Origin of the sequence: Stenotrophomonas sp. LMG 10879 (assembly GCF_002750935.1) — a bacterium.
In the GTDB taxonomy this organism is placed as follows: domain Bacteria; phylum Pseudomonadota; class Gammaproteobacteria; order Xanthomonadales; family Xanthomonadaceae; genus Stenotrophomonas; species Stenotrophomonas lactitubi_B.
Window position 1 is genome coordinate 319,906 of the sequence record NZ_PEJT01000003.1, and the last position, 24,313, is coordinate 344,218.

Consider the following 24,313-nt stretch of genomic DNA (forward strand, 5'->3'; position numbering starts at 1 on the left):
CGCCGGCAACGGCAGTGCGGACCCACAACGGTGCAGAGAGGGAGGGAGGTCGACGGGCGCAAGCCGGTCTGCCGCTTCGATGCTGAAGATCATTTGCCTGACCGCTGCCCTGGGGGCAGCGCTGGGGACGACCGCGCACGCGGCCGACCTGACATTCGACGGCCGCCAGGCGCGTGCCGAAGCCGCTGCCAAGGGCAGCTTCATCCTGCATGCGCCCAAGGGTGAGGTGCGCATCGCCGCCGCGCCCATGCGCAGCCAGACCGGCAGCGTGATGTTCGATGCGCTGTTCGCACTGGCTCAACAGGAAATGGACCAGGACCGGGTGGACGCCATCCGCGATCCGGCCTTCGATGAAGGCCGTCCGGTACCGTGCGAGTGCTTCCAGACCGGCGCGCGTTGGCCATACGTGTGGACGCGCGACGTCAGCTTCGCTGCCGACCTGGCGCTGGCCAAGCTGGACCCGAAGCGCACCCGGCAGTCGCTGCAGTTCAAGTTGTCGGCGGCGCGCGACGGGCATACGCCTGGCCTGTTCGTGGCCCAGGACACCGGCTCCGGTGGCAGCTGGCCTATCAGCAGCGACCGCGTGGTGTGGTTCCTGGCCGCACGCCACCTGCTGGATGATCCTGCGTTTGCCGATCAGGTCTGGCAGGCGCTGCAGGCCACGCTGGCGCAGGACCGGGCGATGGTGTTCGACGCGCAGATGGGCCTGTATCGCGGCGAGACCTCGTTCCTCGACTGGCGCGAGCAGACCTATCCGGACTGGACGCGCGAGGACGTGCGCTTCATCGGCGATTCCTATGCGCTGTCCACCAACGTGCTGCACTACCAGGCGCTGCGCCTGGCGCAGCAGATGGCCGCGCAGCGGGGCGGCGAACGCAGCGAGCAGTACAAGGCCTGGGCCGACGCACTGGCGGTGCAGATCGACGCGCGTTTCTGGCGCGAAGACATGGGCCAGTACATGAGTTACATCGGCGAAGCGGCGCACCCGGTGCCGTACGCCAAGATCGATCTGCTTGGCCTGTCGCTGGGCATCCTTGCCGACGTGCTGCCTGCCGAGCGCGCGCGCCGGGCGCTGGCGGGCTATCCGATGGGTGCTGCCGGCAGCCCGGTGGTGTGGCCGCAGGAAGCGCAGCAGCCGATCTACCACAACCGCGCGATCTGGCCGTTCGTCAGCGCCTACTCGCTGCGCGCGGCGCGCAGGGTGGACGACGCGCCACGCATCGCCGCGGAGATCCGCTCGTTGATGCAAGGGGCGGCGTTGGCCGGTTCCAACATGGAGAACTACGAGCTGGTCACCCAGGCCGTGCACGTGGACGAAGGCGCCTTGAGCGGCCCGGTGGTCAATTCCGAGCGCCAGTTGTGGTCGGTGGCCGGCTATCTGTCGATGGTGACCGAGGGTGTGTTCGGCGTGCAGGACGACGGTCGCGTGCAGCCCAAGCTGCCGGCCGAGCTGGTGCCGGAGCTGTTCGGGAAGCAGAAGCGGATCAGTCTGGAGTCGGGCGGCAAGCGCTATGTGCTGGAGCGCCCGAAGCAGGTGGGCGCTGGCTTGCTGGTCGCAGGAAAGACGCGCACGCGCGGCGCCACGACGACCGTGCAGCTGGTCGCCGCGCCGGCAGCGGTGAGCCGCGAGATGCCGCGCGCCGATGCCAATGCACGTGCGCCGGCCACGCCGCTGGCGCCGCAGGCAAAGCGCAGCGGCAAGTGGTGGGCCGTCGCGGTCGCCGCCGGCCAGGTGCTGTGGCAGGACGGTGTCGCGGCCACTGCCGCAAAGGGCGTGGTGCGTATCGGCGATGATGGCCTGCAGCACTGCCTGAGCCTGACCCGTCGTGAAGGTTCGCTGGAATCACTGCACAGTCCGATGGTCTGCGTCGGCCCGCAGCAGGTGCTGCGTGGCAGCCGGCAGTGGCAGTTCAACGCCGCCAGGGCGGGCCACGTGCGCCTGCGTCTGCAGTACAGCAACCCGAACGGTCCCATCAACACCGGTGTGACCGCGGCGGTGAAACAGCTGGCCGTGCAGTGCAAGGGCCAGCCGCCGCAGCGGCACACGGTGGCTCTGCCGCACAGCGTGGCGGCGCAGGATTCGACCGCTGCAACCTTCGCGGTGCCCAAGGGCCGCTGCACGGTGACCCTTGAAGAGGGCTTCAACATGAGCGCGCTGCAGCACTTCGCGCACTACACCGGCGGCAAGGGCGGGCGCGATGGCGTGCTCAACCAGGCCCAGGTGCACGCCCTGAAGGTCGCGCCGGTGACGGCAGCAGAGGACGCACGATGAGTCGTCCTGCAAAGCCGCAGTTGTCGTTCTGGCAGATCTGGAACATGTGTTTCGGCTTCCTTGGCATCCAGTTTGGTTTCGCCCTGCAGAATGCCAACGCCAGCCGCATCTTCGAAACGCTGGGTGCGGACATGGAGGCGGTGCCGGGACTGTGGATCGCCGCGCCGCTGACCGGCCTGCTGGTGCAGCCGGTGATCGGCTACCTGTCCGACCGCACCTGGACGCGCTGGGGACGGCGCCGGCCGTTCTTCATGATCGGCGCGGTGCTCACCACGCTGGCCCTGCTGGTGATGCCGAACTCGCCGACGCTGTGGATCGCGGCCGGCACGCTGTGGGTGCTGGACGCCTCGATCAACGTATCGATGGAGCCGTTCCGCGCCTTCGTCGGCGACCAGCTGGCACCGCGGCAGCGCCCGGCCGGCTATGCGATGCAGAGCTTCTTCATCGGCGTCGGCGCGATCGTTGCCAGCTTCCTGCCCTTCATCCTGGCCCACTTCGGGGTTGCCAATACGGCGGCGGCGGGCGAGGTGCCCGATACCGTGCGCTATGCGTTCTACTTCGGCGCGGTGGTGCTGCTGGCAGCGATCACCTGGACGGTGGTCAGCACACGTGAGTATTCGCCCGACGAGCTGGCCAGCTTCGATGACGCCGAACCGCCGGCGCACCACGCCGGCACTGCGGTCAGCGGCCCTGCGCCATGGGCGCAGGTTGCGCTGTGGTTGGGGCTCGGCGTGCTGCTGGCGGCACTGATCGCGTGGCGCCAGGGCGACAAGATGCTTTACGTGCTGGCCGGTCTGTGCGCGGGCTATGGCGCACTGCTGGCGGCGGCGCGGGTACTGCCGGGCACGCACATGCTGGCCGCCATCGTCGGTGACCTGCGCGCGATGCCGATCACCATGCGCCGTCTGGCCTGGGTGCAGTTCTTCTCGTGGTTTGCCCTGTTCGCGATGTGGATCTTCACCACGCGCGCGGTGGCCGGCATGCACTTCGGTTCCACCGACGTCGAATCGGCGGCCTACAACGAAGGCGCCAACTGGGTGGGCGTGCTGTTTGGTGCCTACAACGGCTTCGCTGCACTGGCCGCGCTGATGATCCCGCCGATGGTGCGGGCGATCGGCCTGCGCTGGAGCCATCTGGTCAACCTGTGGCTGGGCGGGGCAGGGCTGATCTCGATGATGTTCATCGACGATCCGCAGTGGCTGCTGCTGTCGATGGTCGGCGTGGGTTTTGCCTGGGCCTCGATCCTGTCGTTGCCCTATGCGCTGCTGTCGGACAGCGTGCCGGCGGCGAAAATGGGTGTGTACATGGGCATCTTCAATTTCTTCATCGTGATCCCGCAGCTGGTCGCGGCCAGCGCGCTCGGTTTCGCCCTGCGCGCATGGCTGGGGGGCCAGCCGATGCATGTACTGGTGCTGGGTGGCTGCAGTCTGTTGATTGCCGGCCTGTGCGTGTTGCGGGTTCCGTCCCGTCCGGAGGTGGTGTGATGCGTGGTGCTCTGTCTGTTGCTGTATCCCTTGTGTTGTTCGCTGGCCATGCTGCGGCCGCGCCACGCCCGGCCTATGTCGGCACCACCGAGCCGTTCGCCAGCGACGCGGTGTACTTCGTGGTCACCGACCGCTTCGTCAACGGTGATCCGTCCAACGACCATCGCGACCAGGGCGGCAAGCACCGTACCTTCGATATCCCGGTGCCATGCCCGGACAAGGTGGACGGCAACATCGGCTACCTCGGTGGTGATTTCCGCGGGGTGCTCGACAACGCCGATTACATCCGCAACCTCGGTTTCGGCGCGGTGTGGATCACCCCGATCGTCGACAACCCGGACGAGGCCTTCACCGGCAGCAAGCCGATCAGCTGCACGAGCACGCTGACCGACCGTGGCAAGACCGGCTACCACGGTTACTGGGGCATCAACTTCTACAAACTCGATGAACACCTGCCGAGCAAGGACCTGGACTTTGCCGGGTTGACCAAGGGCCTGCACGGCGCAGGCCTGAAGGTGGTGCTGGACATCGTCGGCAACCACGGGTCGCCGGCCTGGACCATGCCGAAGCGGCAGCCGCAGTTCGGCCAGATCTTCGACAAAAACGGCACGCTGATCGCCGACCACCAGAACCTGCCGCCGCAGAAGCTGGACCCGGAGCACAACCCGCTGCACGCGTTCTACAACGCCATCGGCCCGGTCGACAGCAAGGACGGATCGATCTTCGACGGCAACCTGGCAGAGCTGAGCGACTTCAATCAGGACAACCCGGCAGTGATGGACTACCTGGTGGGGGCCTATCTGCAGTGGACCGCGCAGGGCGTGGATGCGCTGCGCATCGACACCATCGGCTGGCTGCCGCATCCGTGGTGGCACGCGTTCGTCAACCGCATCCGCGCGCAGCACCCGGGCATGTTCATGTTCGGCGAAGCGTTCGACTACAACGCGGCCAGCATCGCGGAACACACCTGGCCGGCCAACGCCAATGTCAGCGTGCTCGACTTCCCGCTGCGCGGCGCGCTGGAGCAGACCTTCGGCACCGCCGGCAAGGGGTTTGAAACCCTGTCCGAGCCACTGCACCTGACCGGTGGCCCGTACGCCAACCCGTACGAGCTGATGAGCTTCTACGACAACCATGACATGCCGCGCCTGCAGGCCAGCGACAACGGCTTCATCGACGCGCACAACTGGCTGTTCACCGCACGTGGCATTCCGGTGGTCTATTACGGTTCGGAAACCGGCTTCATGCGTGGCCGTGCGGAACATGCCGGCAACCGCGCCTACTTCGGCCAGCCGCGGGTGGATGCCGCCCCGCAGAGCCCGATCTTCGCGTCGCTGCAACGCATCGCCAAGCTGCGTGAAGCCACCCCCGCACTGCAGCGCGGCCTGCAGGTGACCGAACGTCTGCAGGGCGATGAAGCGGTGTTCTTCCGCGTGCTGCAGCACGGCGACGTCGCGCAGACTGCGCTGGTGCTGTTGAACAAGGGCGATGCTGTGCGCAGCATCGAAGTGGACCGGTACCTGCAGGCGGGTACCTGGCGTGATGCGCTGGACGGCGGCGAGATGAAGGTGAAGCGCGCGCTGAAGGTGGAGGTGCCGGCGCACGGGGTGAAGGTGTACGTGCTGGATGCACCGGTGCAGCAGCCGGCCCTGCAGGCCGAACTGGACAAGGCCATGGCAGACCAGCAGTCTCGCGACCAGCGTCTGGGGCGCTGGGAGACCCGGGCCGGGCGGCTGTAGAGCCGAGCCTGCGCTCGGCTGCGCTTCCCCGGACTGCAGATGGTGGCAGCCGAGCGTGGGCTCGGCTCTACAATGGGCACCCCTGATTGCCTCACCGCACCGCCATGACCGACCTTGCCCCGCAGACCCCGATCGAAACCCTGCTCAAGGCCGCGATGGACGGAACAGTGCCGATCCGCGCGTTCATGGAGGCCTTCGTCGCCTCCGAGGTAGTGCTGCTGACTGGCAGCCTGGTCACCCCCGATGGCAGCGGCTTCGATCCGCTGCTGTTCGACAAGCAGGGCACCCTGCACGTGGCCGTGTTCACCGATCCGGCGCGGGTGGGCATCTACAGCCAGCAGGCCGAACACCAGGTCCGCTGGCTGATGCTGGACGTGCTGCGTCGCGTGCCGGGCGGCTACGGCGTGGTGATCAACCCGGGTACCTCGCTGGGCTTCGAGATCTCGCCCAGCGGCATCGGCGAGATCCTGAAGGACTTCGCGCAGGTGTAGAGCCGAGCCCATGCTCGGCTGCTTCCCTTCGGGTGCCGTACGTGATCCCCTTGGTCAACAACGGAACTGAGGCTTCGCCGTGGAATTCAAAGTGCTCTCCGCCGACGCGCCGGAAAGGCTGCAGCTGGCACAGTGGTACAACGCGCAATGGGGCCGGGATGCCGGCGTGTCGCTGGAGCAGGAACTGCAGCGGCTCAACCAGCCGCAGGATGCGGAAGGCTTCCCGCACCTGATTGCAGCATTCGATGGCGGCCAGGTGGCAGGCGCGGTGCAGCTCAAGCGCCGGGAGATGCAGGCATTTCCGCAGTACGAGCATTGGCTGGGCAGTGTGTTCGTGGCCGACAGTCATCGAGGCCGTGGGTTGGCAGGCAGATTGGTCGAACAGGCTGCGGCGCAGGCGGTGCGGATGGGCGTCTCGCATCTGTACCTGCAGACCGAAGCCCTGGATGGCGGCCTTTACGCGCGGTTGGGCTGGACGCCCGTGCAGGAAGCCGACAGCCACGGCTATCGCGTACTGGTGATGGTACGGGAGCTGGGCGCATGACCGCCGCTTCGGTACGCCATTCCCGTCTGGCCCTGGTCTTCCTGATCGGCGCCATCGTCGCAGCGCTCGTCGCCATGCCACTGCTGCGCGCGGTCGGCATCGTGCAGTGGCCGGTGTTCGTCATCGCCTGGCTGATCAATCTGGGCGCGGCCTGGCATCTGGGGCAGTGGGCGCGGCAGCAGGGCCGTTCGGAGTTTGCCTTCATGTTGCTGGCTGCACTCGGCACCGTGGCGTCGATCGTGATCTACGTGCTGTTGGCGGTGTTGGGGCCGAAGGCCGGTTCGCAGAGCCCCGCAGCGTAGCCGAGGGCGTCAACCGGGCAGTACTGCATCCACGCATGGCGTGGATCTGCTTCCGCCATCGCATCGTCCGGGAAGATCCACGCCACGCGTGGATGCATGCCAGTAGATCCACGCCATGCGTGGATGCATGCCAGTAGATCCACGCCATGCGTGGATGCATGTCAGTAGATCCACGCCATGCGTGGATGCATGTCAGTAGATCCACGCCATGCGTGGATGCATGTCAGTAGATCCACGCCATGCGTGGATGCTTCCGCAAACGGTGCCGGCCCACGGACCGGCACCGTCGCTCACATCACATCGTCACCTTGCGCCGGTTGTCCTCGCTCACCCGGTCGATCAGCTTGTTGTACGGATCGAAGCCCGCCTCATCCGGCCTGGCATCCACCGTCACCGTGATCGTCGGCGCTGCCGTGGTGATGTGATGGCGCTGCAGGTACAGCACCTTCTGGTCGCGCTCCTTGCCCGAGGGACCATTGGCGAACACACCGATCTCCACCCAGTCGTCCATGGTGCCGGCGGTTTCCTTGCCCTTGCCATCGGCGTACTGCTTGCTGGCATGCAGGTCCAGGGTCACGTCGTAGCGACCGTCCGCACGCTTGCGCGCGCTGGTGGCCAACACCCGGTTGTCGTAGAAGCTCATCTTCTCGAACAAGTCGGTGACCAGCTGCTGGCGGTCGGCGGGCGTTTCGGCGCGGATGTAGGCCAGCAGTTCCCGCGAGGTCGTGTACGGCGGCTGCTGGTAGCCCTTGTCCTGCAGGAAACGCTTCAGGGCGCGGTTCAACGCCTCCTCGCCGATTTCCTCGCGCAGGCGGTAGAACACCAGCGAACCCTTCTGGTAGTGGATGTACTGCTGGTTCTCGACACGCTCCAGCGGCAGCTCCTCGATGGCCTCACCGCCGCGCCCGGACAGGTAGCCATCCAGCTCGCGCTTGAGGAACTGGCGCATGTGCTGGCGACCGTACTCCTGCTCCATCACCATCAGTGCCGAATACTGCGACAGCGACTCGGACAACACGGTTGCGCCCTGCACGTTTGCGCCGATCAGCTGGTGCGCCCACCACTGGTGCGCGACTTCGTGGGCGGTCACGTAGAACACATAGTCCACCTTGTCCGGGTCGCGCAGGTCGGCGATGAAGCCGATCGACTCCGAATAGGGAATGGTGTTGGCGAAGGACTGGGCGAAGCGCTGGTAGCCCGGGAACTCGATGATGCGTACCTGGCGATGCTGGTACGGAGTGAAGTTGGCTTCGTAGTAGGCCAGCGACTTCTGCACCGCGTCGATCATGCGGTCCACGTTGTAGCCATGGGCGGGATCGAAATACACCTCGATCGGCATGTCCTTGTACCTCGCCCGACGAATCTCCCAGCGTGCCGACAGGTAGGCGTAGAAGTTCAGCATCGGCCGGTCCATCGCATAGCTGAAGCAGCGCCGCCCGTTCACCGTGGTCTCGTGCTGCAGGTAGCCCGGCGCCAGTGCCACCTGGTCCGGTGCGGTGCAGATGGTGCTGCGGAAGTCGAGCCAGTCGGCGTCGTTGGTGACGTAGTTGTTCGCGCGTGCGGCTTCGTCCTCCAGCTTGGGCATGCGCCGTGGCTCGCCGAGGTCACGCTTGCGCCGCTCGTTGCGGTCGCTGATCTCAACGCGTTCGTTGTAGCCGAAGGACGGCAGTACGCGGCTGTTGAAGAAGCTGCCGTTGTCGACGATGTTGCTCGGCGCCTGATCTGCGGTGATGCCATGGGGCTGCTGCACCACACGGAAATGGACGCGGCGCTCTTCGCCCGGCTGCAACGGCGCAGCCAGGCGATAGATGCGGTAGCCGAGGTCGGCGTCGTGCATCGACAGCGTCTGTCCACCCAGGTCGACGGCCACCAGCTGTTTGTCGTCGGCCATGGCCACGTGCACCTCCTGGATGGGCGCGGTATGGGTGTTGCGGATCGTCCAGTTGGCGTCGATCACCATCGACTGGGTCTCGGGATGCAGGTCCACCCGGTTGTCCACGGCGATGATGCGCGGCTGCGGCAGGTTGCGGTACTTCGACAGTTCGCGTTCGTAACGGGCCTGCAGGTCCAACTGCTGGTCCGGCGAAAGGAAGTCGTTGCGGATGTTGGTGCTCCAGTACAGCCAGCCGCCTACCGCGATGAACGCGACGGCGGCCAGCGCTGCCATCGCGCCGGTCGGGCCACGCAGGCGTCGCCCGGCCAGGGCAAGCCGCTGGCGCAGGCCCTGGCTGACGCCACGTACCCAGAATGCCGATGCCAGGCACATCAGTGCCAGCAGGAACAGCGCCCAGTAGCCCTGGAAGGCCAGCTGTCCGGTCAGGAAGTGGCCGTAGCCGTTCATGTCCGAATAGGGGGCGATCGGCCAGCTGCCGAAGTTGTAGATGTTCTGGGTGTAGTCGAGCATGCCCAGCACGCCTTGGCCGATCATCACCACGATCAGCAGCGCGTAGCCGAAGAACTTGTTGTTGGTCAGCACCTGCAGCACCAGCGCCAGGCCGCCCATCAGCACGTACACCACCGAATCCAGCGCAAGGCTGCGCAGGTACAGCAGCGGTTCGAGATGGGTGTAGCCCTTGGCCAGCTGCACGGCCATGGCAGCCAGTGCGCCGGCCGCCTGGAAGCAGGCGATCACCGCCAGCAGTGCGACGAGCTTGGCCAGCAACGGCACCCAGTTGGGTACCGGCATCGCATCGTTCACCTCGTTGATGCGTGCGCCACGCTCCTTCCACACCAGCTCACCAGCGAAGAACAGCACGATGATGATCAGCAGCCAGCTGAAGGCGCCCTGCAGGGCCATGATCATCTGCGAGGTGACCGGCCAGATGGAGGTGCCGTACAGCGTCTGCCGGAACAGCGCGGACGGCAGGAAATTGGCCAGGCCCAACACCAGTAGTACGATGAAGGGCACGCTGCGCAGTACACCGCGTGTATCGAAGCGCACCTGGCGCAGGAACTGCCGCCACGCGGTGCCTGTACTGAACACCGGCGTCACCCGCGGCAGCGTGGTCGTTGCCGGTCGCAGCGGCGCGGGATCTGCTGATGCCACCGCCTTGCCGCGGCCCCAGCGCCGGCGGCCACTGCCGCTGCGCTCGGTACGGAACAGGGCGAAGGTGGCCGCGAACAGCGCGGCGGCCACGGTCAGCCACAGCACGCGGTTGACCAGCAGGTAGCCGGCCAGTTCCGGAATGCCGCTGTTGCGCTCTTCGGTGGACCAGTAGCGGATGGTGCGCGACAGCGCACGCATGCCCAAGGGCTCGGTCAGCACCGCGATCCAGGTGTTGTCGATGTCGCGCAGCAGGGCGGCGCTGGCGCCGAACAGCACCAGGTAGGCCACCAGACCGATGTAGACCCACAGGATCGAGCGGGTCAACGCGGCCAACAGCGACAGCAGCGCAGTGGTGAACAGCAGGTTGGGAATGACGATTACCGCGAACGTCCAGGCAAAACCCTGCCAGCTGATCGGGCCCATGCGCTCGGGATCGACCCAGGGCATGAATGGCGCCAGCCACAGGCCGAACGCGATCAGGATATAGACCAGCAGGCCGGCCGCCAGCGCTGCGGCGATGCGCCCGGCCAGATAGTCGCGACGCTTCACCGGGCTGGCGAAGATCAGTTCGGCGGTGCCCAGTTCAAAATCACGCAGCAGCGCATTGCTGATGAACAACGCGGTGACCAACATGCCGAGCAGGGTGAAGACGCCCAGCATCTGTGCGATCACGGTCGGCGCGTTGCTATGCACGTTGCCGCTGCCGCCACCGATCTGCACTGCATCACTGGAAGCCGCGCCAAAGGCCAGCGCAGCGAACAGGAAAGCCAGCAGCCACAGCAATGGCGATCGCAGCTGCTCACGCAGCTCGAAGCGGAAGAAGGTAAGGATCATCGATGTGCTCCGCTCAGGCTGCGCGGGCACGCGCCTGCAGGCGCAGGCGCTGGAAGTACACATCCTCGAGATCGGGTGCGACGGGCGCGAAACCATCGCCCGGGTCGCTGGCGCTGTGCACGTGGATCACCGGACGGCCACCCACCAGGCGCGAGGACAGCACCGTGTAGCGCGCCTCATGGTCAGCCAGTTCGGACGGGTCCACCTGCTTGCGCCAGACCTGCTGCTGCAGCGCCTCGATCGCATCGGTGGGGCGCCCGGTCAGCAGCACCTGCCCCTTGTTCATGATCGCCATGGTCGGGCACAGGTCGGTCACGTCCTCGACGATGTGGGTGGACAGGATCACCGCCACGTTCTCGCCGATGGCCGCCAGCAGGTTGAGGAAGCGGTTGCGTTCTTCCGGGTCGAGCCCGGCGGTGGGTTCGTCGACGATCACCAGGCGCGGGTCGCCCAGCAGCGCCTGGGCGATGCCGAAGCGCTGGCGCATGCCCCCGGAGTAGGTGCCCAGCTTGCGCTTGCGTGCATCCCACAGGTTCACCTGCTGCAGCAGGCCATCGACCACCTCGCGACGCTGGCCACGCTGGGTCAGGCCCTTCAGCACGGCGAAGTGCTCCAGCAGGTCCAGCGCGCTGACTTTCGGGTACACGCCGAAGTCCTGTGGCAGGTAGCCCAGGCGGCGGCGCACGGCGTCCTTGTCGCGCAGTACGTCGATCGGTGATTCACCCGGAATGCTCAGGGTGGCACTGCCGCTGTCGGCCTCCTGCAGGGTGGCCAGGGTGCGCATCAGTGAGGATTTCCCCGCGCCGTTCGGCCCGAGCAGGCCGAACATGCCGCGGGGAATATCCAGGGTGACCCCGTTCAACGCGTGCACGCCGTTGGCGTACGTCTTGGACAGCGAATCGATCTTCAGCATGCGACGTACACCTTTCCGTGTGTTGATCTGCTGTTTATCGCGCTGAACGGGGGGCTGCGTCATGCCCCTTTGGTCATGGTGCCTTTGGCCAGCGATCCAGCTGCCAGCACAGCAGCGCACCGTCCTCGGCATCCACGCGCCGGCCGACCGTGCGGAAACCGTTCCGGCGCAGCACTGCCTGCGAGGGCAGGTTGTCCACCGCCGTTTCGGCCTTCAGCACGTGTATGCGCGGCTCCGTCCACGCCCATTGCACGAACTCGGCCAGTGCGGCGCCGGCCAGGCCGCGTCCCTGGTGGGCCGGGGCGATGCCATAGCCGAGGGTGAGAACACCGGCCTGCGGCGTGCAGGTCAGCGACAGCAGGCCCACCGTGCGTGCCGCCACGACGATCCGCCATGCGGCCGGCGCAAACTGCGGCTCGATGGCGGCGGTGAGGTCGGCCAGCAGGGCGATCACTTGGGGTGGGGCGACAGCGTTTTCAGCGGTATGGGTGCAGGACAGCAGAGCGCGCACGTCGTGTGCGGACGCAGGAATGAGCATGGGAACCTCGACAGGGAGTTGCCCGGAAGGGCATTTCCGGTGCGAGGGCAGGGCAGCGTGAGCCTCAGCCCAGGTGCAACTCGCCGTTCGCCGCCGTCACCGGTGCGGTGTGGGAACTGCTGGCGGAGGACAAAGGCCTTCTCCTGGCGGTAGGGAGTGCTGCGCGGACTGCGCCCGCATAGCGTAACTGCGGGTCGCTGGTGCAGTGAAGCGGCGGCCGTGAAATCTTCCTGAATGCGTTGGCATCGGTGCGCTGGATCACACAATGCGTCGACAGGGGCGCCGATACGCTCTGCCCCTCATACAGCGAAGTCAATGCGAGCGCGCATGCGGATCACAACGGGAATTGAAGGGTTGGACAGCATCATTGGCGGCGGGCTGCCGCAGGCGAGGCTGTACCTGCTCGAAGGGCCACCGGGCTCCGGCAAGACCACGCTGTCCCTGCAGTTCCTGCTGGAAGGCCTGCGACGCGGCGAGCGCTGCCTGTACATCACGCTCTCGGAAACGGCCGAGGAGCTGCGCGAAGTCGCGTTGGCCCACGGTTGGTCGCTGGACGGCCTGCACCTGTTCGAGCTGGGTACGGCCGAAGGGGCGATGGGCAACGGCCGCCTGCAGTCGGTGCTGCACTCGTGGGAAATGGAGCTGGACGAGACGGTCAACCTGATCATGTCCAAGGTGGACAGCATCGGGCCGACGCGCGTCGTGTTCGATTCGTTGTCGGAACTGCGCCTGCTGGCACAGGATTCGCTGCGCTATCGCCGGCAGATCCTCGCACTCAAGCAGTTCTTCGCGCCCAAAAGCGCGACGGTGTTCCTGGTGGACGACCTGACGTCCACCGGCGATGAGCGCGATGGCCAGCTGCACAGCCTGTGCCACGGCGTGCTGTCGCTGGAACGCCTGACCCTGGACTTCGGCCCTGCGCGGCGGCGGATGCAGGTGCAGAAGCTGCGGGGCGTCGATTTCGTTGCCGGCTACCACGACATGGTGATCCGTCGTGGCGGCGTGCAGATTTTCCCGCGCCTGATCGCCTCCGAGCATCACGGCCGGTTCGTCGGAACGCCCATCAGCAGCGGAGTGGACGAGATCGATCGGTTGTTGGGCGGTGGACCGCTGCGCGGTACCTCCACGCTGTTGACCGGCCCGGCCGGCAGCGGCAAGACCAACGTGGCACTGCAATACGTCTGGGCCGCCTGCGAGCGCGGTGAGCGCAGCTGCATCTTCGAATTCGACGAGCGGGTCGGCACACTGCTGGCACGCGCCTCCGCGCTGGACATCGACCTGGACAAGCACCTGCGTTCGGGCCTGCTGGAAATCCTGCAGATCGATCCTGCGGAAATATCGCCCGGCGAGTTCTCCTGGAACCTGCGCAAGACCGTGGAAGAACGAAACTGCAGCGTGCTGGTGATCGACAGCCTCAACGGCTATGTCACCGCCATGCCGCAGGAAAAACAGCTGATGCTGCAGCTGCACGAGATGCTGTCCTACCTGAACCAGAAGGGCGTGGCGACCTTCATGATCAACCCACAGCATGGGCTGGTCGGCACCATGTCCACCGGCAGCCTCAACGTGTCCTACATCGCCGATGCGGTGGTGCTGTTCCGCTTCTTTGAAGCCAAGGGACGCATCCGCAAAGCAATTTCGGTGATCAAGAACCGCGGTGGTGCGCACGAGGACACCATCCGTGAACTGAAGATCGACGGGCGCGGCATCACGGTCAGCGCCGCGCTGGCCGATTTCCAGGGCATCCTCACCGGCACGCCCGAATTCGTCGGCGACAGTGCGGCGCTGCTGGGCCAGTCCAATGTCCGATAGCGATGATGGCGGCATGGTTGTCCGCATCGTTGCTCCGTTCGGCCGCGATGCCGACAGCATCGCGGCGGTGCTGGCCAACGCGGGTCTGACACCGTACATCGCCCCCGGTCTGGAGGCATTGGCCCGCCAGCTCGATGACTGCACCGGGCTGGTGGTGGTGACCCAGGAAGCAGTGGCGCGCGACAGCGAAGCGCTGCTGCAGGCGCTGCAGCAGCAGCCGGCCTGGTCGGACATTCCGTTCATCCTGCTGCGCTCGGCGCGTTCCTACCGGCGTTCCACCCGCGAACCGCTGCTGCCCGGCTCGATCAACGTGGTGGAGATGGACCGGCCGCTGGGCAGCATGTCGCTGCTCAGCGCAGTGCAGGGTGCGCTGCGTGCACGCGCGAAGCAGTTCGTGGTGCGCGACCAGGTCACCGCATTGGCTGATGGCCGCGCGGCGCTGGCGCGCAGCGAATCGGAGCTGCGCCTGATCGCCGACGCGATGCCGGTGCTGATCGCGTTCGTGGACCGCGCGCTGTGCTTCCGCTTTGCCAACAAGGCTTACGAAAGCTGGTTCGAACTGGCCACCGGCGACGTGATCGGCAGGCATGTGCGCGAGGTCATCGGCGAGCCGGTGTGGCAGCAGCGTCGGCCGGCGATGGAAGCGGCGTTGGTCGGCCGTGAGGCGGTGTTCGAGATCGTCTGGCCCCATCGTGTGTACGGGCGCCGGGACTGCGAAGTGCGTTACTCGCCACGCCGGGATGCCGATGGTCGCATCGACGGCTTCCATGTGTTCGTCACCGATATCACCGCCGCCAAGCTGGCCCTTGCCAGCAGCCAACAGCACGCGCACGCGCTGGAGGCGATGGTGGCCGAGCGTACCCGTGAGCTGGAAGCGCAGATGGCGGCGCGCGAGGCCAGCGACGCCGCACTGCGGCAGTCGCAGAAGATGGAAGCGATCGGCCAGCTGACCGGCGGCATCGCCCACGACTTCAACAACATGCTGACCGGCATCCTGTCCGCGCTGGACATCGTGCGGCTGCGCCTGGACATGGGGCGGGTCGACGACCTCGAACGTTTCCTGGACACCGCCACCGCCTCGGCCCAGCGTGCGGCGGCACTGACCCAGCGCCTGTTGGCGTTCTCCCGGCGGCAGTCGCTGGATGCGCGGCCGGTGGAGATCAACACACTGCTGGTTTCGGTGCAGCACCTGCTGCACAGCACCCTGGGCGAGGCCGTGCGTATCCGCGCCGAGCCCTCGCCGCTGCCGCTGCACGCCACGCTGGACGCCAACCAGTTCGAGAGCGCGCTGTTGAACCTGGCCATCAATGCACGCGATGCGATGCCGCACGGGGGTGATCTGACCCTGCGCGCATCGGCGGTCAGCGTTCGCGAAGGTCAATACACGGCCGTGCCCGCAGGCGACTACGCGATGGTGGCGGTAGCCGATACCGGTGCCGGCATGGCGCCGGAAGTGGTGGAACGCGCGTTCGAGCCCTTCTTCACCACCAAGCCCATCGGCAAGGGCACGGGGCTGGGCATGTCGATGGTGTACGGCTTCATGCAGCAGTCCGGCGGCCATATCGCGATCCAGTCCAGTCTGGGCGAGGGCACGACGGTGCTGTTGTTCATTCCGTTGTCGGAAGCGGTGGCGGAGGACGAGCCTGCGCCCGCGCAGCCGATCCGGCGTGGTGCCGGCCAGTCCATCCTGGTGGTGGAGGATGACGAACAGGTACGGATGCTGGTGACGGTGGTGCTGGAAGACCTGGGGTATCACGCCCAGGTGGTGGGCGATGCCGACGCGGCGATCCCGATCCTGGCCTCGGCGCAGACCATCGATCTGCTGGTCACCGATGTCGGGCTGCCGGGGCTCAACGGCCGCCAGCTGGCGGAGATCGCGCGGCAATCGCGGCCAGCGCTGCCGATCCTGTTCATGACCGGCTATGCGGAAAAGGCTCAGGAACGCGCGGCCTTCCTCGACGAAGGCATGGCGATGATCGCCAAGCCGTTCCTGCTGGACGAGTTCAGCATGGCGGTACGCACGGCGATGCCCGGCGGCGCGTAGCGCTGTAGGCCTTGTAGAGCCGAGCCCATGCTCGGCTGCCGTTGGCTTTGCTTCTCATGCATTTTGCCGAGCATGGCTCGGCACTACAGGAGGCTAGGCGCGCAGCGACGACTCGCGCACCACCAGCTTCACCGGGATGCTCTGGCCTTCCACCGGCTGCCGGCCGATCAGCGCCAGCAGCTTCTCCACCAGCAGCTGGCCGGCCTGCTTGGTGTCCTGCTGCACGGTGGTCAGTGGCGGCGACACCGAGGCCGCCAGCGGGATGTCATCAAAGCCGGTCACCGCCACGTCCTGCGGCACCCGCAGGCCCTGCTCGCGCAGGGCGCGCACCGCGCCGATGGCAATCAGGTCGCTGGCCGCGCAGACCGCATCAATGGAGCGGTCCTGCGCCAGCAGCGCCAGGCAGGCCTCGTGTCCGGACGCTTCGGTGGTGATCGCATCGTGCTGCAGCGCCGGGTCGGCGGCCAGCCCATGCGCACGCAGCGCTTCCACGTGGCCGCGATAGCGCTCCTGGAATTCCGGATAGTGGCTGGACGCATGGCCGAGGAACGCGATGCGGCGGCAGCCCTGTTGCAGCAGGTGGACGGTGATGTCATGCCCGCCCTGGAAATTGTCGCTGCCGATGGACACGCCAGGCTGGCCGGGCAGGGCCGCGCCCCAGCGCACGAAGTGGGTGCCTTGCTCCACCAGCCGCTGCAGGCGGTCGCGCGACTCGTGGTAGTCGCCGTAGCCGAGCAGGATGATGCCATCGGCCTTGTTGCTGTCTTCGTAATCGGCCTGCCAGTCGGTGGACAGCTGCTGGAAGGACACCAGCAGGTCCTGACCGTGCAGCGCGCAGGCGCGGGTGATCGAGCCCAGCATCGAGTGGAAGAACGGATTGATCAGCGAGTCGTCATTGGTCGGGTCCTCGAAGAACAGCAGGGCCAGGGTGCCGGCATTGCGCAGGCGCAGGCTGGAGGCGTTCTTGTCGACCTTGTAGTTCAGCTCGCGGGCGATGCGCAGGATGCGCTCGCGGGTCTCGGCGTTGACCATCGGGCTGCCGCGCAGGGCCCGCGACACCGTGGGCTGGGAGACCCCCGCCAGGTGGGCGATGTCCAGGGAGGTGGCTTTGCCTTTGATGGTCATGGGGGCCGGAAGGGGGATGATCGGGGAATGATGCCATGCGGCGCCGTTGGGCTGGCGCCGGTGCCAGGGCAGGGTGCGCGCAGGACCCTGCGACAGGGCTTCGGGCCCGATTCCGGCCCCGTCCGGGCGCTTTCCTGACCCAGGTGTCGGCCACGGGGATGGTAAGATGCCCCGTTCTTGCATCCCCCAAATTTCCCGGGGGCGACCCCAGCGCTCTGCACCCCCGGCCGGGGACGTGCTATCACTGGCGGCCTGCCCTTGGACAACGGACGAAGGTACCTATGGCGCGCGGCATCAACAAAGTCATCCTGGTCGGCAACCTCGGCAACGACCCGGACGTGAAGTACACCCAGAGCGGCATGGCGATCACCCGTATCAGCCTGGCCACCACCAGCGTCCGCAAGGACAAGGATGGCAACCAGCAGGAGCGTACCGAGTGGCACCGCGTGGTGTTCTTCGGCAAGCTCGGCGAGATCGCCGGCGAGTACCTGCGCAAGGGCAGCTCGGTGTACGTCGAAGGCAGCCTGCGTTACGACAAGTACACCGGCCAGGACGGCGTGGAGAAGTACTCCACCGACATCATCGCCGACGAAATGCAGATGCTGGGCGGCCGCGGTGAAGGCGGCGGTGGCGGCGGTGGTGGCAACTTCAGCGGCGGCGAGCGTCCGCAGCGCCAGCAGGCCCCGCGCCAGGAGTACGGCGGTGGTGGCGGTGGCGGCGGCAACGCACGTGGCGGCCAGGGCGGTGGTTACAACCAGGGCGGCAACCAGGGCGGCGGCTACGGCCAGCAGCGTCCACAGCAGCAGCCGCAGCAGTCGGCCCCGCCGATGGATGACTTCGCTGACGACGATATTCCGTTCTGATTCCCGCCAGGCTCCGGCCTGCAGAACCCCGGCAAGGCCCAGCGCCTGCCGGGGTTTTTTGTTGTAGCGTGGGCGCACATGACGCCCATCCGCCTTGCCCGCGTGGCCCTGCTGCTGATTCTCGGCGGCTGCGGCGACGCCGGTAGCGGCGCTGGTCAGCGCGAAGCGCCTGCGGGCGCGCCACCGGGCCTGCCTGCGACGGTGTCGCGCACTCCGCATTTCATCATCCACAGTGCGGCGACCCCGGAACAGACCGCTGCGGTCGGCATGGCCGTGGAAGCGCTGCATCGGTCCTATGCCATGACCGTGGGACAGCACGGCACCGCCGGGCCCTTCCAGTTGGTGCTGTATCGCGATCAGGCCGACTTCAAGGCACACAACCGCAGCAGCCCATGGGCCGAGGCGTACTACCGTCGGCCCCATGCCTTTGCCTACCCGGGCGAGGGTGACGCGCCCCATCAGTGGATGCTGCATGAAGTGAGCCACCAGCTGCTCGCCGAGGCCAGTGGCCTGGCGCCGCGGCGCTGGATGAACGAAGGCATGGCCTGTTACTTCGGCGCCAGCCGGCTTTCAGACGGAGTGCTGCACGTGGGCGCGCCGGACCCGGCCAGCTATCCGGTCTGGTGGCTGGGCGAACTGCGGTTCGACAGCGCCGGGCGCCCCAGCCTCGAAAATGCGCTGCTGCCCACCCTGCGCCAACTCGTGGAGGACAGCGGGCCGCCGGTCGCGGAGCATGTGAACGGCTATTACCTGGCGTGGTGGAGCCTGGTCCACTTCCTGATGGAGGGCGATGGCCAGGCCCATCATCGGCAAGCCCTGCTGCTTCTGCACCGTCGTGGAGATCCTGCGGCATTCCAGCAGCTGATCGGCAGCTATGCGGAATTCGAGCCGCGCTGGCATCAACACCTGCGCGCGCTGGCCCGGACGCAGGGTCAACGCGAGATGCCCTGAGCCCCGTACGCGCTCGCCTCCTGCAGTGCCGGTGCGCTGCACACCTTCCGCCGCTCAGCTGCGATGGCGCCGGAATCGGCCTTGCCGTTGTGCCCCGCAGCATCCGCTTTCTTGCACTGCGTCTTGCAAAAAAACAATTTCCTCCCCATGGTGCAATCGATTGCATTGCGGCGAAATCGTCAGTGTTTGATACCGGTTGGGAGGCCGGAAGGTGGATGTCCATCCATTCGATCAGACCGGGCCCGGGGCTCACGCGGCGCGATGCGCTGCGCATCGCGGTTGCCGGCAGTCTCGGCCTCGGCGCTGCGGGCGTTCTGCCTGCGTTTGCAGCCACTGCGCCGCTCAAGGGCAACCTGAAGCATTCCGTGGCCCGCTGGACCTTCCCGCAGCTGTCGGTCGCCCAGCTCTGCCAGACGGTGAAGGGCATCGGTTTTGCCGCGATCGACCTGGTGGGCCCGGAGGATTGGCCCACGCTGAAGGCCCATGGCGTATACAGCTCGATGTGCAACGGCGCCGAGCTAGGCCTCACCAAGGGCTTTGCCGGCCGCGAGTTCCACGACCAGCTGGTGGAGCGCTACACGCGGCACATCGATCTGGTCGCCGATGCCGGCTATCGCAATCTCATCTGCTTTTCCGGCAACCGCAACGGCATGGACCCGCAGGAGGGCATGGCCAACGCCGAGGCTGGCCTCAAGCGCATCCTCGGGCATGCCGAGAAACGTGGCGTGGTGCTGGTGATGGAGCTGCTCAACTCCAGGGTCGATCATCGCGACTACCTGTGCGACCAATCCGCTTGGGGCGTGGCGCTGTGCAAGCGGCTTGGCTCGGACAACTTCGGCCTGCTGTACGACATCTACCACATGCAGATCATGGAGGGCGACATCATCGCCACCATCGGCAAACACCATGCCTGTTTCAAGCACTATCACACCGCCGGCGTGCCTGGACGGCACGAGATCGGGGACCAGCAGGAGCTCAATTACCCCGCCATCTGTCGCGCGATCCGCGACACCGGTTTCGATGGTTATCTGGCGCAGGAATTCATGCCTGCAGCGCCGGATCCCGTCGGCTCGCTGCGCGAGGCGATCCGCCTCTGCGACGTCTGAAACGATATCCACCAGGTGAGAGATCCATGGCAGACAATCATTACGACGCCATCGTTGTTGGCTCGGGAATCAGTGGCGGTTGGGCGGCGAAGGAATTGACCGAGAAGGGCCTGAAGGTCCTGATGCTGGAACGCGGACGCAACATCGAGCACGTCAAGGACTACGTCAATGCGATGAAGGAGGCGTGGGATTTCCCGCATCGCAATCGGCCTACACAGGCGATGAAGGCTGCCTTCCCGGTATTGATGCGCGACTACGCGCTGGCCGAGAACCTGCAGGGGATGTGGGCCGACGAACAGGAGTCGCCCTACATCGAGACCAAGCGATTCGACTGGTTCCGCGGCTACCACGTGGGTGGACGCTCGCTGATGTGGGGCCGTCAGAGTTATCGCTTCTCCGACCTGGATTTCGAAGCGAATCTGAAGGACGGCATCGCCACCGACTGGCCGATCCGCTACGCCGACATCGCCCCCTGGTACGACCATGTGGAGAAGTTCGCCGGCATCGCCGGCACGCGTGAGGGACTGGATGTGTTGCCGGACGGCGAGTTCCTGCCGCCGATTCCCTTGAACGTCGTCGAGAAGGATGTGGCCGCGCGTATCAAGAAGGCCTTCGGCGGAACGCGCCACATGATCCACTCGCGCACCGCCAACATCACCAAGCCGATGCCCGAGCAGGGGCGCGTCAACTGCCAGTACCGCAACAAGTGCATCCTGGGCTGTCCCTTCGGTGCCTACTTCTCGACCCAGGCGGCGACGCTGCCAGCGGCGATGAAGACCGGCAACCTGACCTTGCGTCCGTTCTCGATCGTCAAGGAAGTGCTCTATGACAAGGATCGCAAGCGTGCGCGTGGCGTGGAGGTCATCGACGCCGAAACCGGCCAGACCTACCAATACACCGCCAAGGTGATCTTCCTCAATGCGTCGTCGTTCAACTCGACGTGGCTGCTGATGAATTCGGCGACCGATGTATGGGACGGCGGGCTGGGCTCTTCGTCCGGTGAGTTGGGGCACAACGTGATGGATCATCATTTCGGTGCGGGTGCCTCGGGCCGGGTCGAGGGCTACGAAGACAAGTACTACTTCGGCCGCCGTCCCTGCGGTTTCTACATTCCGCGCTTCCGCAACGTCGCAGCCGACAAGCGTGGCTACCTGCGCGGGTTCGGCTACCAGGGCGGTGCCAGCCGAAACGGCTGGTCGCGCGAGATCGCCGAGCTGAACATCGGCGCCGACCTGAAGGAAGCGCTGACCGTGCCGGGTGACTGGCGCATCGGCATGACCGGGTTCGGTGAAATGCTGCCGCACCACGACAATACAATCCGCCTGGACCACGACCGCAAGGACAAGTGGGGGCTGCCGGTGCTGGCGATGGACGTTGCCATGCGTGCCAACGAACTGGCGATGCGCAAGGACATGGCCGCCGATGCTGCCGAGATGCTGGAGGCGGCCGGCGTCAAGGACGTGAAGATGCACGACAACGACTATGCCCCGGGCAAGGGCATCCACGAGATGGGGACCGCGCGCATGGGACGTGATCGCAAGAGCTCGGTACTGAACCAGCACAACCAGGTCTGGGATGCTCCCAACGTCTATGTGACCGACGGTGCCTGCATGACCTCCAGCGCCTGCGTGAATCCCTCGCTGACCTACATGGCGCTGACCGCGCGCGCGGCCGACCACGCGGTACGCGAACTGAAAGCGGGGAACCTCTGATGGATCGTCGCGAACTGCTGAAGATGATCGTCGCCGCCACCGGCGCGGCCATGGTTGGATTGCCTGCGCTTGTGCAGGGGCAGGCACCGGCGGGCGCCACGAAGATCCATTTCACCGATGCCGATGTCGGCACGCTGGATGAGATCGCCGAGACCATCCTGCCGCGCACGAAGACGCCGGGGGCCAAGGATGCCGGCACCGGTGCTTTCATGGCGACGTTCGTCAGCGACTGCTACACCGCCCGGCAGCAGGCGACGTTCCGCGCCGGCCTGGCCGATATCGACAAACGCGCCGGCGGCCGCTTCGTTTCACTCGCGCCGCAGGCCCGCACCGAGCTGCTGCGCGTGCTGGATGCGGAGGCCAGAAAGCACGTGGTCGAGGTAACCGAAACCGGCACTGCCGAGGCAGGAGAAGCGATGCCGCACTACTTCACGATGATCAAGCAGTTGGCCATCTTCGGCTTCTTTACCTCGAAGGTCGGCGCGACCGAAGTGCTGCGCTACGTCGCCGTGCCGGGGCGCTATGACGGCGACCTCGCCTATGTTCCCGGCACACCTGCATGGGGGACCGGCTGATGGAAAGCGTCATGATGATCCGCCCGCTGGTGCTTGCGGCCGGCCTGCTGGCTGCTGCACCAGCGTTCGCGCAGGCCGGTGCCGATCCCGCGCGCGATCCGAAGAAGACCGAGGTGTGGACGCCTGTGCCGGCAGTCGTGGCCACGCCTGCGGGCAAGGCCCCGTCCGACGCGATCGTGCTGTTCGATGGCAAGGACGTTTCCGCCTGGGAGTCGGAGCAGGGCGGGCGTGTGCCCTGGGCCGTAGCCGATGGCGCCATGACCGTCGTCCCGGGCAGCAAGGGCATCCGCACCAGGCAACGCTTCTGCGACATCCAGCTGCATGTCGAATGGCGCACGCCCACCGATACGAAGGGCTTCGATGGCCAGAACCGGGGCAACAGCGGCATCTTCCTGCAGGAACTGTATGAGCTGCAGGTGCTCGACAGCTACAACAACCCGACCTATGCCAACGGCCAGGCGGGCTCGATCTACAAGCAGGCCATGCCGTTGGTGAACGCCTCGCGTGCACCGGGCGAGTGGCAGGCCTACGACATCCTCTGGAAGGCGCCGCGCTTCTCGCCGGGTGGTGGGCTCACCTCGCCCGCACGTATCACCGTGCTGCACAACGGCGTGCTGGTGCAGGACGATACCGTGCTGGCGGGCAAGACCGAATACATCGGCGCGCCTTCGTACGCGCCACATGCGTGTGCGCCCATCTATCTGCAGGAGCATGATTCCAAGATCAGCTACCGCAACATCTGGGTGCGCGAGTTGTAACGGCTGCCTGCTACTTCGCCAGGAAGCTGGTGATGTCGTCGATCTCCTGTTGTGACAGCTGAGCGAAGGGCGGCATCAATCCGCCGCCCTTCCTGATCTTGTCCTTGATCTGCGCCGGTTGCAGGCGCTTGCTGACGTCGGTGAGCGCGGGGAATGCGCCCGGCATGCCTGCGCGGTCGGCGCCGTGGCAGGCCGTGCAGTTCGCGGTGTAGAGCTTGGCACCGGCGGCAGGGTCGTCCTTGCACCACGCGCTGGTCGCCAGCGTTGCGCCACATGCCATCACAGCCAGTTTCAGCATCGTCTTCAAGAAGGGGCTCCTTTGCGGGCTAGCGCTGCGCGCTGGCGGGCAGGGTGATGGTCAGGTGTTCACGCAGGTAGTCCGCGCCGGTCTGGATGACCTTGGCCGGGTCGCGTGGCTGGTCGTGTTCGACGATGTACCAGTGCACGCCGGCAGCGGCTGCGGCAGGCAGGATGGTCTTCCAGTCCAGCACGCCCTGGCCCACGGCGGCGAAGCCACCCTCGTCTTCGGCTTGGCCCTTGGGTGCATTGTCCTTGGCGTGTACCGCGAACAGTCGACCGCGGAACGTTGCCAGCATCGCCGCCGGATCGAGGCCTGCACGCGCGACCCAAGCCAGGTCCAGCTCGGTCTGCAGGTCGGGTCCGGCGGCTGCGAACAGCAGTTCCAGGCCGGTCCGGCCATTGAAGTCGACCAGCTCGAAATCGTGGTTGTGGTAGGCCAGGCGCATGCCTTTGGCACGTACCTGCTTCGCGATCCTGCCAAGCTCCTGGCCCAGTGCGGTCCAGCCCGCGGCGTCTGTTGGCCGATCCTTCGCATCCAGGTAAGGCACCACCAGCGTGGTGTTGCCGATCGACCGGTTGAAGGCCACCACGCCATCCAGGTCCTTGCGCAGCTCGGCCAATGGCACGTGCGACGAAATCGCCTTGATCGAATACCGGTCCAGCAACTGCTTCAGTTCGGTGGCGCTGACGCCCTGCGTGCCCACCGTTTCCACCGCGTGCACGCCGGCGTCGTGGACGATCTTCAACTGCTGGTCGAGCGGGCCGGCGTTGCGCAGCGTGTACATCTGCACCGCGATCGGCTTCTGCGGGCCCGGAGCTTCGAGTGCCAAGGCAGGCAGGGCAGCGAGCAGCAGCAGTGCGAGGGTCGCAGCTCTACGAACAGGGATGTTCATCAACAGATCCT

Annotated in this window: 20 protein-coding genes; 14 read left to right on the forward strand and 6 right to left on the reverse strand. The window is 66.3% G+C overall.

The window, feature by feature from the left end:
- Nucleotides 1–79 precede the first annotated feature (79 nt).
- The 6 genes from CR919_RS06540 to CR919_RS06565 all read left to right on the forward strand — a co-directional run bounded on the left by CR919_RS06540 (nt 80) and on the right by CR919_RS06565 (nt 6,832).
- Nucleotides 80–2,272, forward strand: coding sequence for a Six-hairpin glycosidase-like protein (locus CR919_RS06540; RefSeq protein ID WP_099819309.1), 2,193 nt, complete (start codon nt 80–82; stop codon nt 2,270–2,272).
- Nucleotides 2,269–3,756, forward strand: coding sequence for an MFS transporter (locus CR919_RS06545; RefSeq protein ID WP_099819310.1), 1,488 nt, complete (start codon nt 2,269–2,271; stop codon nt 3,754–3,756). Before CR919_RS06540 ends, CR919_RS06545 begins: the two co-directional genes overlap by 4 nt.
- Nucleotides 3,756–5,495 carry an alpha-amylase family glycosyl hydrolase gene (locus tag CR919_RS06550; RefSeq protein ID WP_099819311.1) on the forward strand — a complete coding sequence of 580 codons (1,740 nt, stop codon included), beginning with the start codon at nt 3,756–3,758 and terminating at the stop codon, nt 5,493–5,495. Before CR919_RS06545 ends, CR919_RS06550 begins: the two co-directional genes overlap by 1 nt.
- Before the next feature lie 104 nt (nt 5,496–5,599).
- Complete coding sequence (locus CR919_RS06555; RefSeq protein WP_099819312.1) at nt 5,600–5,986, forward strand: SseB family protein; 387 nt, start codon at nt 5,600–5,602, stop codon at nt 5,984–5,986.
- A 79-nt stretch (nt 5,987–6,065) separates the two neighbouring features.
- Nucleotides 6,066–6,530, forward strand: a complete 465-nt coding sequence (locus CR919_RS06560; protein WP_099819313.1) for a GNAT family N-acetyltransferase — start codon at nt 6,066–6,068, stop codon at nt 6,528–6,530.
- Nucleotides 6,527–6,832: a hypothetical protein gene (locus tag CR919_RS06565; protein WP_099819314.1), complete on the forward strand. Its 306-nt coding sequence runs from the start codon at nt 6,527–6,529 to the stop codon at nt 6,830–6,832. The genes CR919_RS06560 and CR919_RS06565 overlap by 4 nt, the downstream gene beginning before the upstream one ends.
- 295 nt (nt 6,833–7,127) lie before the next feature.
- Here the strand turns inward: CR919_RS06565 and CR919_RS06570 are convergent, their stop codons facing one another.
- From CR919_RS06570 to CR919_RS06580, 3 genes are all read right to left on the reverse strand, one after another.
- On the reverse strand, nt 7,128–10,712 hold the full coding sequence (locus tag CR919_RS06570; protein WP_099819315.1) for a M1 family aminopeptidase: 3,585 nt from the start codon (nt 10,710–10,712) through the stop codon (nt 7,128–7,130).
- Between the two features lie 13 nt (nt 10,713–10,725).
- Nucleotides 10,726–11,625, reverse strand: a complete 900-nt coding sequence (locus tag CR919_RS06575; protein ID WP_099819316.1) for an ABC transporter ATP-binding protein — start codon at nt 11,623–11,625, stop codon at nt 10,726–10,728.
- Between the two features lie 73 nt (nt 11,626–11,698).
- Nucleotides 11,699–12,163, reverse strand: coding sequence for a GNAT family N-acetyltransferase (locus tag CR919_RS06580; protein ID WP_099819317.1), 465 nt, complete (start codon nt 12,161–12,163; stop codon nt 11,699–11,701).
- Between the two features lie 315 nt (nt 12,164–12,478).
- Between CR919_RS06580 and CR919_RS06585 the strand changes: the two genes are divergently transcribed.
- Nucleotides 12,479–13,975, forward strand: a complete 1,497-nt coding sequence (locus tag CR919_RS06585; protein WP_099819318.1) for an ATPase domain-containing protein — start codon at nt 12,479–12,481, stop codon at nt 13,973–13,975.
- The gene (locus tag CR919_RS06590) at nt 13,965–16,019 is read left to right on the forward strand and encodes a PAS domain-containing sensor histidine kinase (RefSeq protein WP_099819319.1); all 2,055 of its coding nucleotides are present in this window, start codon (nt 13,965–13,967) and stop codon (nt 16,017–16,019) included. The genes CR919_RS06585 and CR919_RS06590 overlap by 11 nt, the downstream gene beginning before the upstream one ends.
- Nucleotides 16,020–16,112: 93 nt before the next feature.
- On the opposite strand, the gene CR919_RS06595 is transcribed toward CR919_RS06590, so the two are convergent.
- The gene (locus tag CR919_RS06595; RefSeq protein WP_099819320.1) at nt 16,113–17,144 is read right to left on the reverse strand and encodes a LacI family DNA-binding transcriptional regulator; all 1,032 of its coding nucleotides are present in this window, start codon (nt 17,142–17,144) and stop codon (nt 16,113–16,115) included.
- A gap of 281 nt (nt 17,145–17,425) precedes the next feature.
- Between CR919_RS06595 and CR919_RS06600 the strand changes: the two genes are divergently transcribed.
- From CR919_RS06600 to CR919_RS06625, 6 genes are all read left to right on the forward strand, one after another.
- Complete coding sequence (locus CR919_RS06600) at nt 17,426–18,007, forward strand: single-stranded DNA-binding protein (RefSeq protein ID WP_099819321.1); 582 nt, start codon at nt 17,426–17,428, stop codon at nt 18,005–18,007.
- A gap of 78 nt (nt 18,008–18,085) precedes the next feature.
- The gene (locus CR919_RS06605) at nt 18,086–18,958 is read left to right on the forward strand and encodes a hypothetical protein (protein ID WP_099819322.1); all 873 of its coding nucleotides are present in this window, start codon (nt 18,086–18,088) and stop codon (nt 18,956–18,958) included.
- Nucleotides 18,959–19,173: 215 nt separating this feature from the next.
- Complete coding sequence (locus CR919_RS06610; RefSeq protein ID WP_099819323.1) at nt 19,174–20,064, forward strand: TIM barrel protein; 891 nt, start codon at nt 19,174–19,176, stop codon at nt 20,062–20,064.
- Between the two features lie 26 nt (nt 20,065–20,090).
- Nucleotides 20,091–21,776 (forward strand): GMC family oxidoreductase, encoded by a 1,686-nt coding sequence (locus tag CR919_RS06615; RefSeq protein ID WP_099819324.1) that lies wholly within the window; start codon nt 20,091–20,093, stop codon nt 21,774–21,776.
- The gene (locus CR919_RS06620) at nt 21,776–22,351 is read left to right on the forward strand and encodes a gluconate 2-dehydrogenase subunit 3 family protein (protein WP_099819325.1); all 576 of its coding nucleotides are present in this window, start codon (nt 21,776–21,778) and stop codon (nt 22,349–22,351) included. Before CR919_RS06615 ends, CR919_RS06620 begins: the two co-directional genes overlap by 1 nt.
- On the forward strand, nt 22,336–23,109 hold the full coding sequence (locus CR919_RS06625; RefSeq protein ID WP_099819326.1) for a DUF1080 domain-containing protein: 774 nt from the start codon (nt 22,336–22,338) through the stop codon (nt 23,107–23,109). The genes CR919_RS06620 and CR919_RS06625 overlap by 16 nt, the downstream gene beginning before the upstream one ends.
- Before the next feature lie 10 nt (nt 23,110–23,119).
- On the opposite strand, the gene CR919_RS06630 is transcribed toward CR919_RS06625, so the two are convergent.
- Nucleotides 23,120–23,407, reverse strand: a complete 288-nt coding sequence (locus CR919_RS06630) for a cytochrome c (RefSeq protein ID WP_099819397.1) — start codon at nt 23,405–23,407, stop codon at nt 23,120–23,122.
- A gap of 28 nt (nt 23,408–23,435) precedes the next feature.
- Nucleotides 23,436–24,302, reverse strand: coding sequence for a sugar phosphate isomerase/epimerase (locus tag CR919_RS06635; protein ID WP_099819327.1), 867 nt, complete (start codon nt 24,300–24,302; stop codon nt 23,436–23,438).
- Between the last annotated feature and the right edge of the window lie 11 nt (nt 24,303–24,313).

Excerpts from the sequence above, each read along its gene's own strand:
- CR919_RS06540 (WP_099819309.1), top strand. The coding sequence starts at position 80 with ATGCTGAAGATCATTTGCCTGACCGCTGCCCTGGGGGCAGCGCTGGGG.
- CR919_RS06545 (WP_099819310.1), top strand. The coding sequence starts at position 2,269 with ATGAGTCGTCCTGCAAAGCCGCAGTTGTCGTTCTGGCAGATCTGGAAC.
- CR919_RS06550 (WP_099819311.1), top strand. The coding sequence starts at position 3,756 with ATGCGTGGTGCTCTGTCTGTTGCTGTATCCCTTGTGTTGTTCGCTGGC.
- CR919_RS06555 (WP_099819312.1), top strand. The coding sequence starts at position 5,600 with ATGACCGACCTTGCCCCGCAGACCCCGATCGAAACCCTGCTCAAGGCC.
- CR919_RS06565 (WP_099819314.1), top strand. The coding sequence starts at position 6,527 with ATGACCGCCGCTTCGGTACGCCATTCCCGTCTGGCCCTGGTCTTCCTG.
- CR919_RS06570 (WP_099819315.1), bottom strand. The coding sequence starts at position 10,712 with ATGATCCTTACCTTCTTCCGCTTCGAGCTGCGTGAGCAGCTGCGATCG.
- CR919_RS06575 (WP_099819316.1), bottom strand. The coding sequence starts at position 11,625 with ATGCTGAAGATCGATTCGCTGTCCAAGACGTACGCCAACGGCGTGCAC.
- CR919_RS06580 (WP_099819317.1), bottom strand. The coding sequence starts at position 12,163 with ATGCTCATTCCTGCGTCCGCACACGACGTGCGCGCTCTGCTGTCCTGC.
- CR919_RS06585 (WP_099819318.1), top strand. The coding sequence starts at position 12,479 with ATGCGAGCGCGCATGCGGATCACAACGGGAATTGAAGGGTTGGACAGC.
- CR919_RS06590 (WP_099819319.1), top strand. The coding sequence starts at position 13,965 with ATGTCCGATAGCGATGATGGCGGCATGGTTGTCCGCATCGTTGCTCCG.
- CR919_RS06595 (WP_099819320.1), bottom strand. The coding sequence starts at position 17,144 with ATGACCATCAAAGGCAAAGCCACCTCCCTGGACATCGCCCACCTGGCG.
- CR919_RS06600 (WP_099819321.1), top strand. The coding sequence starts at position 17,426 with ATGGCGCGCGGCATCAACAAAGTCATCCTGGTCGGCAACCTCGGCAAC.
- CR919_RS06605 (WP_099819322.1), top strand. The coding sequence starts at position 18,086 with ATGACGCCCATCCGCCTTGCCCGCGTGGCCCTGCTGCTGATTCTCGGC.
- CR919_RS06610 (WP_099819323.1), top strand. The coding sequence starts at position 19,174 with ATGTCCATCCATTCGATCAGACCGGGCCCGGGGCTCACGCGGCGCGAT.
- CR919_RS06615 (WP_099819324.1), top strand. The coding sequence starts at position 20,091 with ATGGCAGACAATCATTACGACGCCATCGTTGTTGGCTCGGGAATCAGT.
- CR919_RS06620 (WP_099819325.1), top strand. The coding sequence starts at position 21,776 with ATGGATCGTCGCGAACTGCTGAAGATGATCGTCGCCGCCACCGGCGCG.
- CR919_RS06625 (WP_099819326.1), top strand. The coding sequence starts at position 22,336 with ATGGGGGACCGGCTGATGGAAAGCGTCATGATGATCCGCCCGCTGGTG.
- CR919_RS06630 (WP_099819397.1), bottom strand. The coding sequence starts at position 23,407 with ATGCTGAAACTGGCTGTGATGGCATGTGGCGCAACGCTGGCGACCAGC.
- CR919_RS06635 (WP_099819327.1), bottom strand. The coding sequence starts at position 24,302 with ATGAACATCCCTGTTCGTAGAGCTGCGACCCTCGCACTGCTGCTGCTC.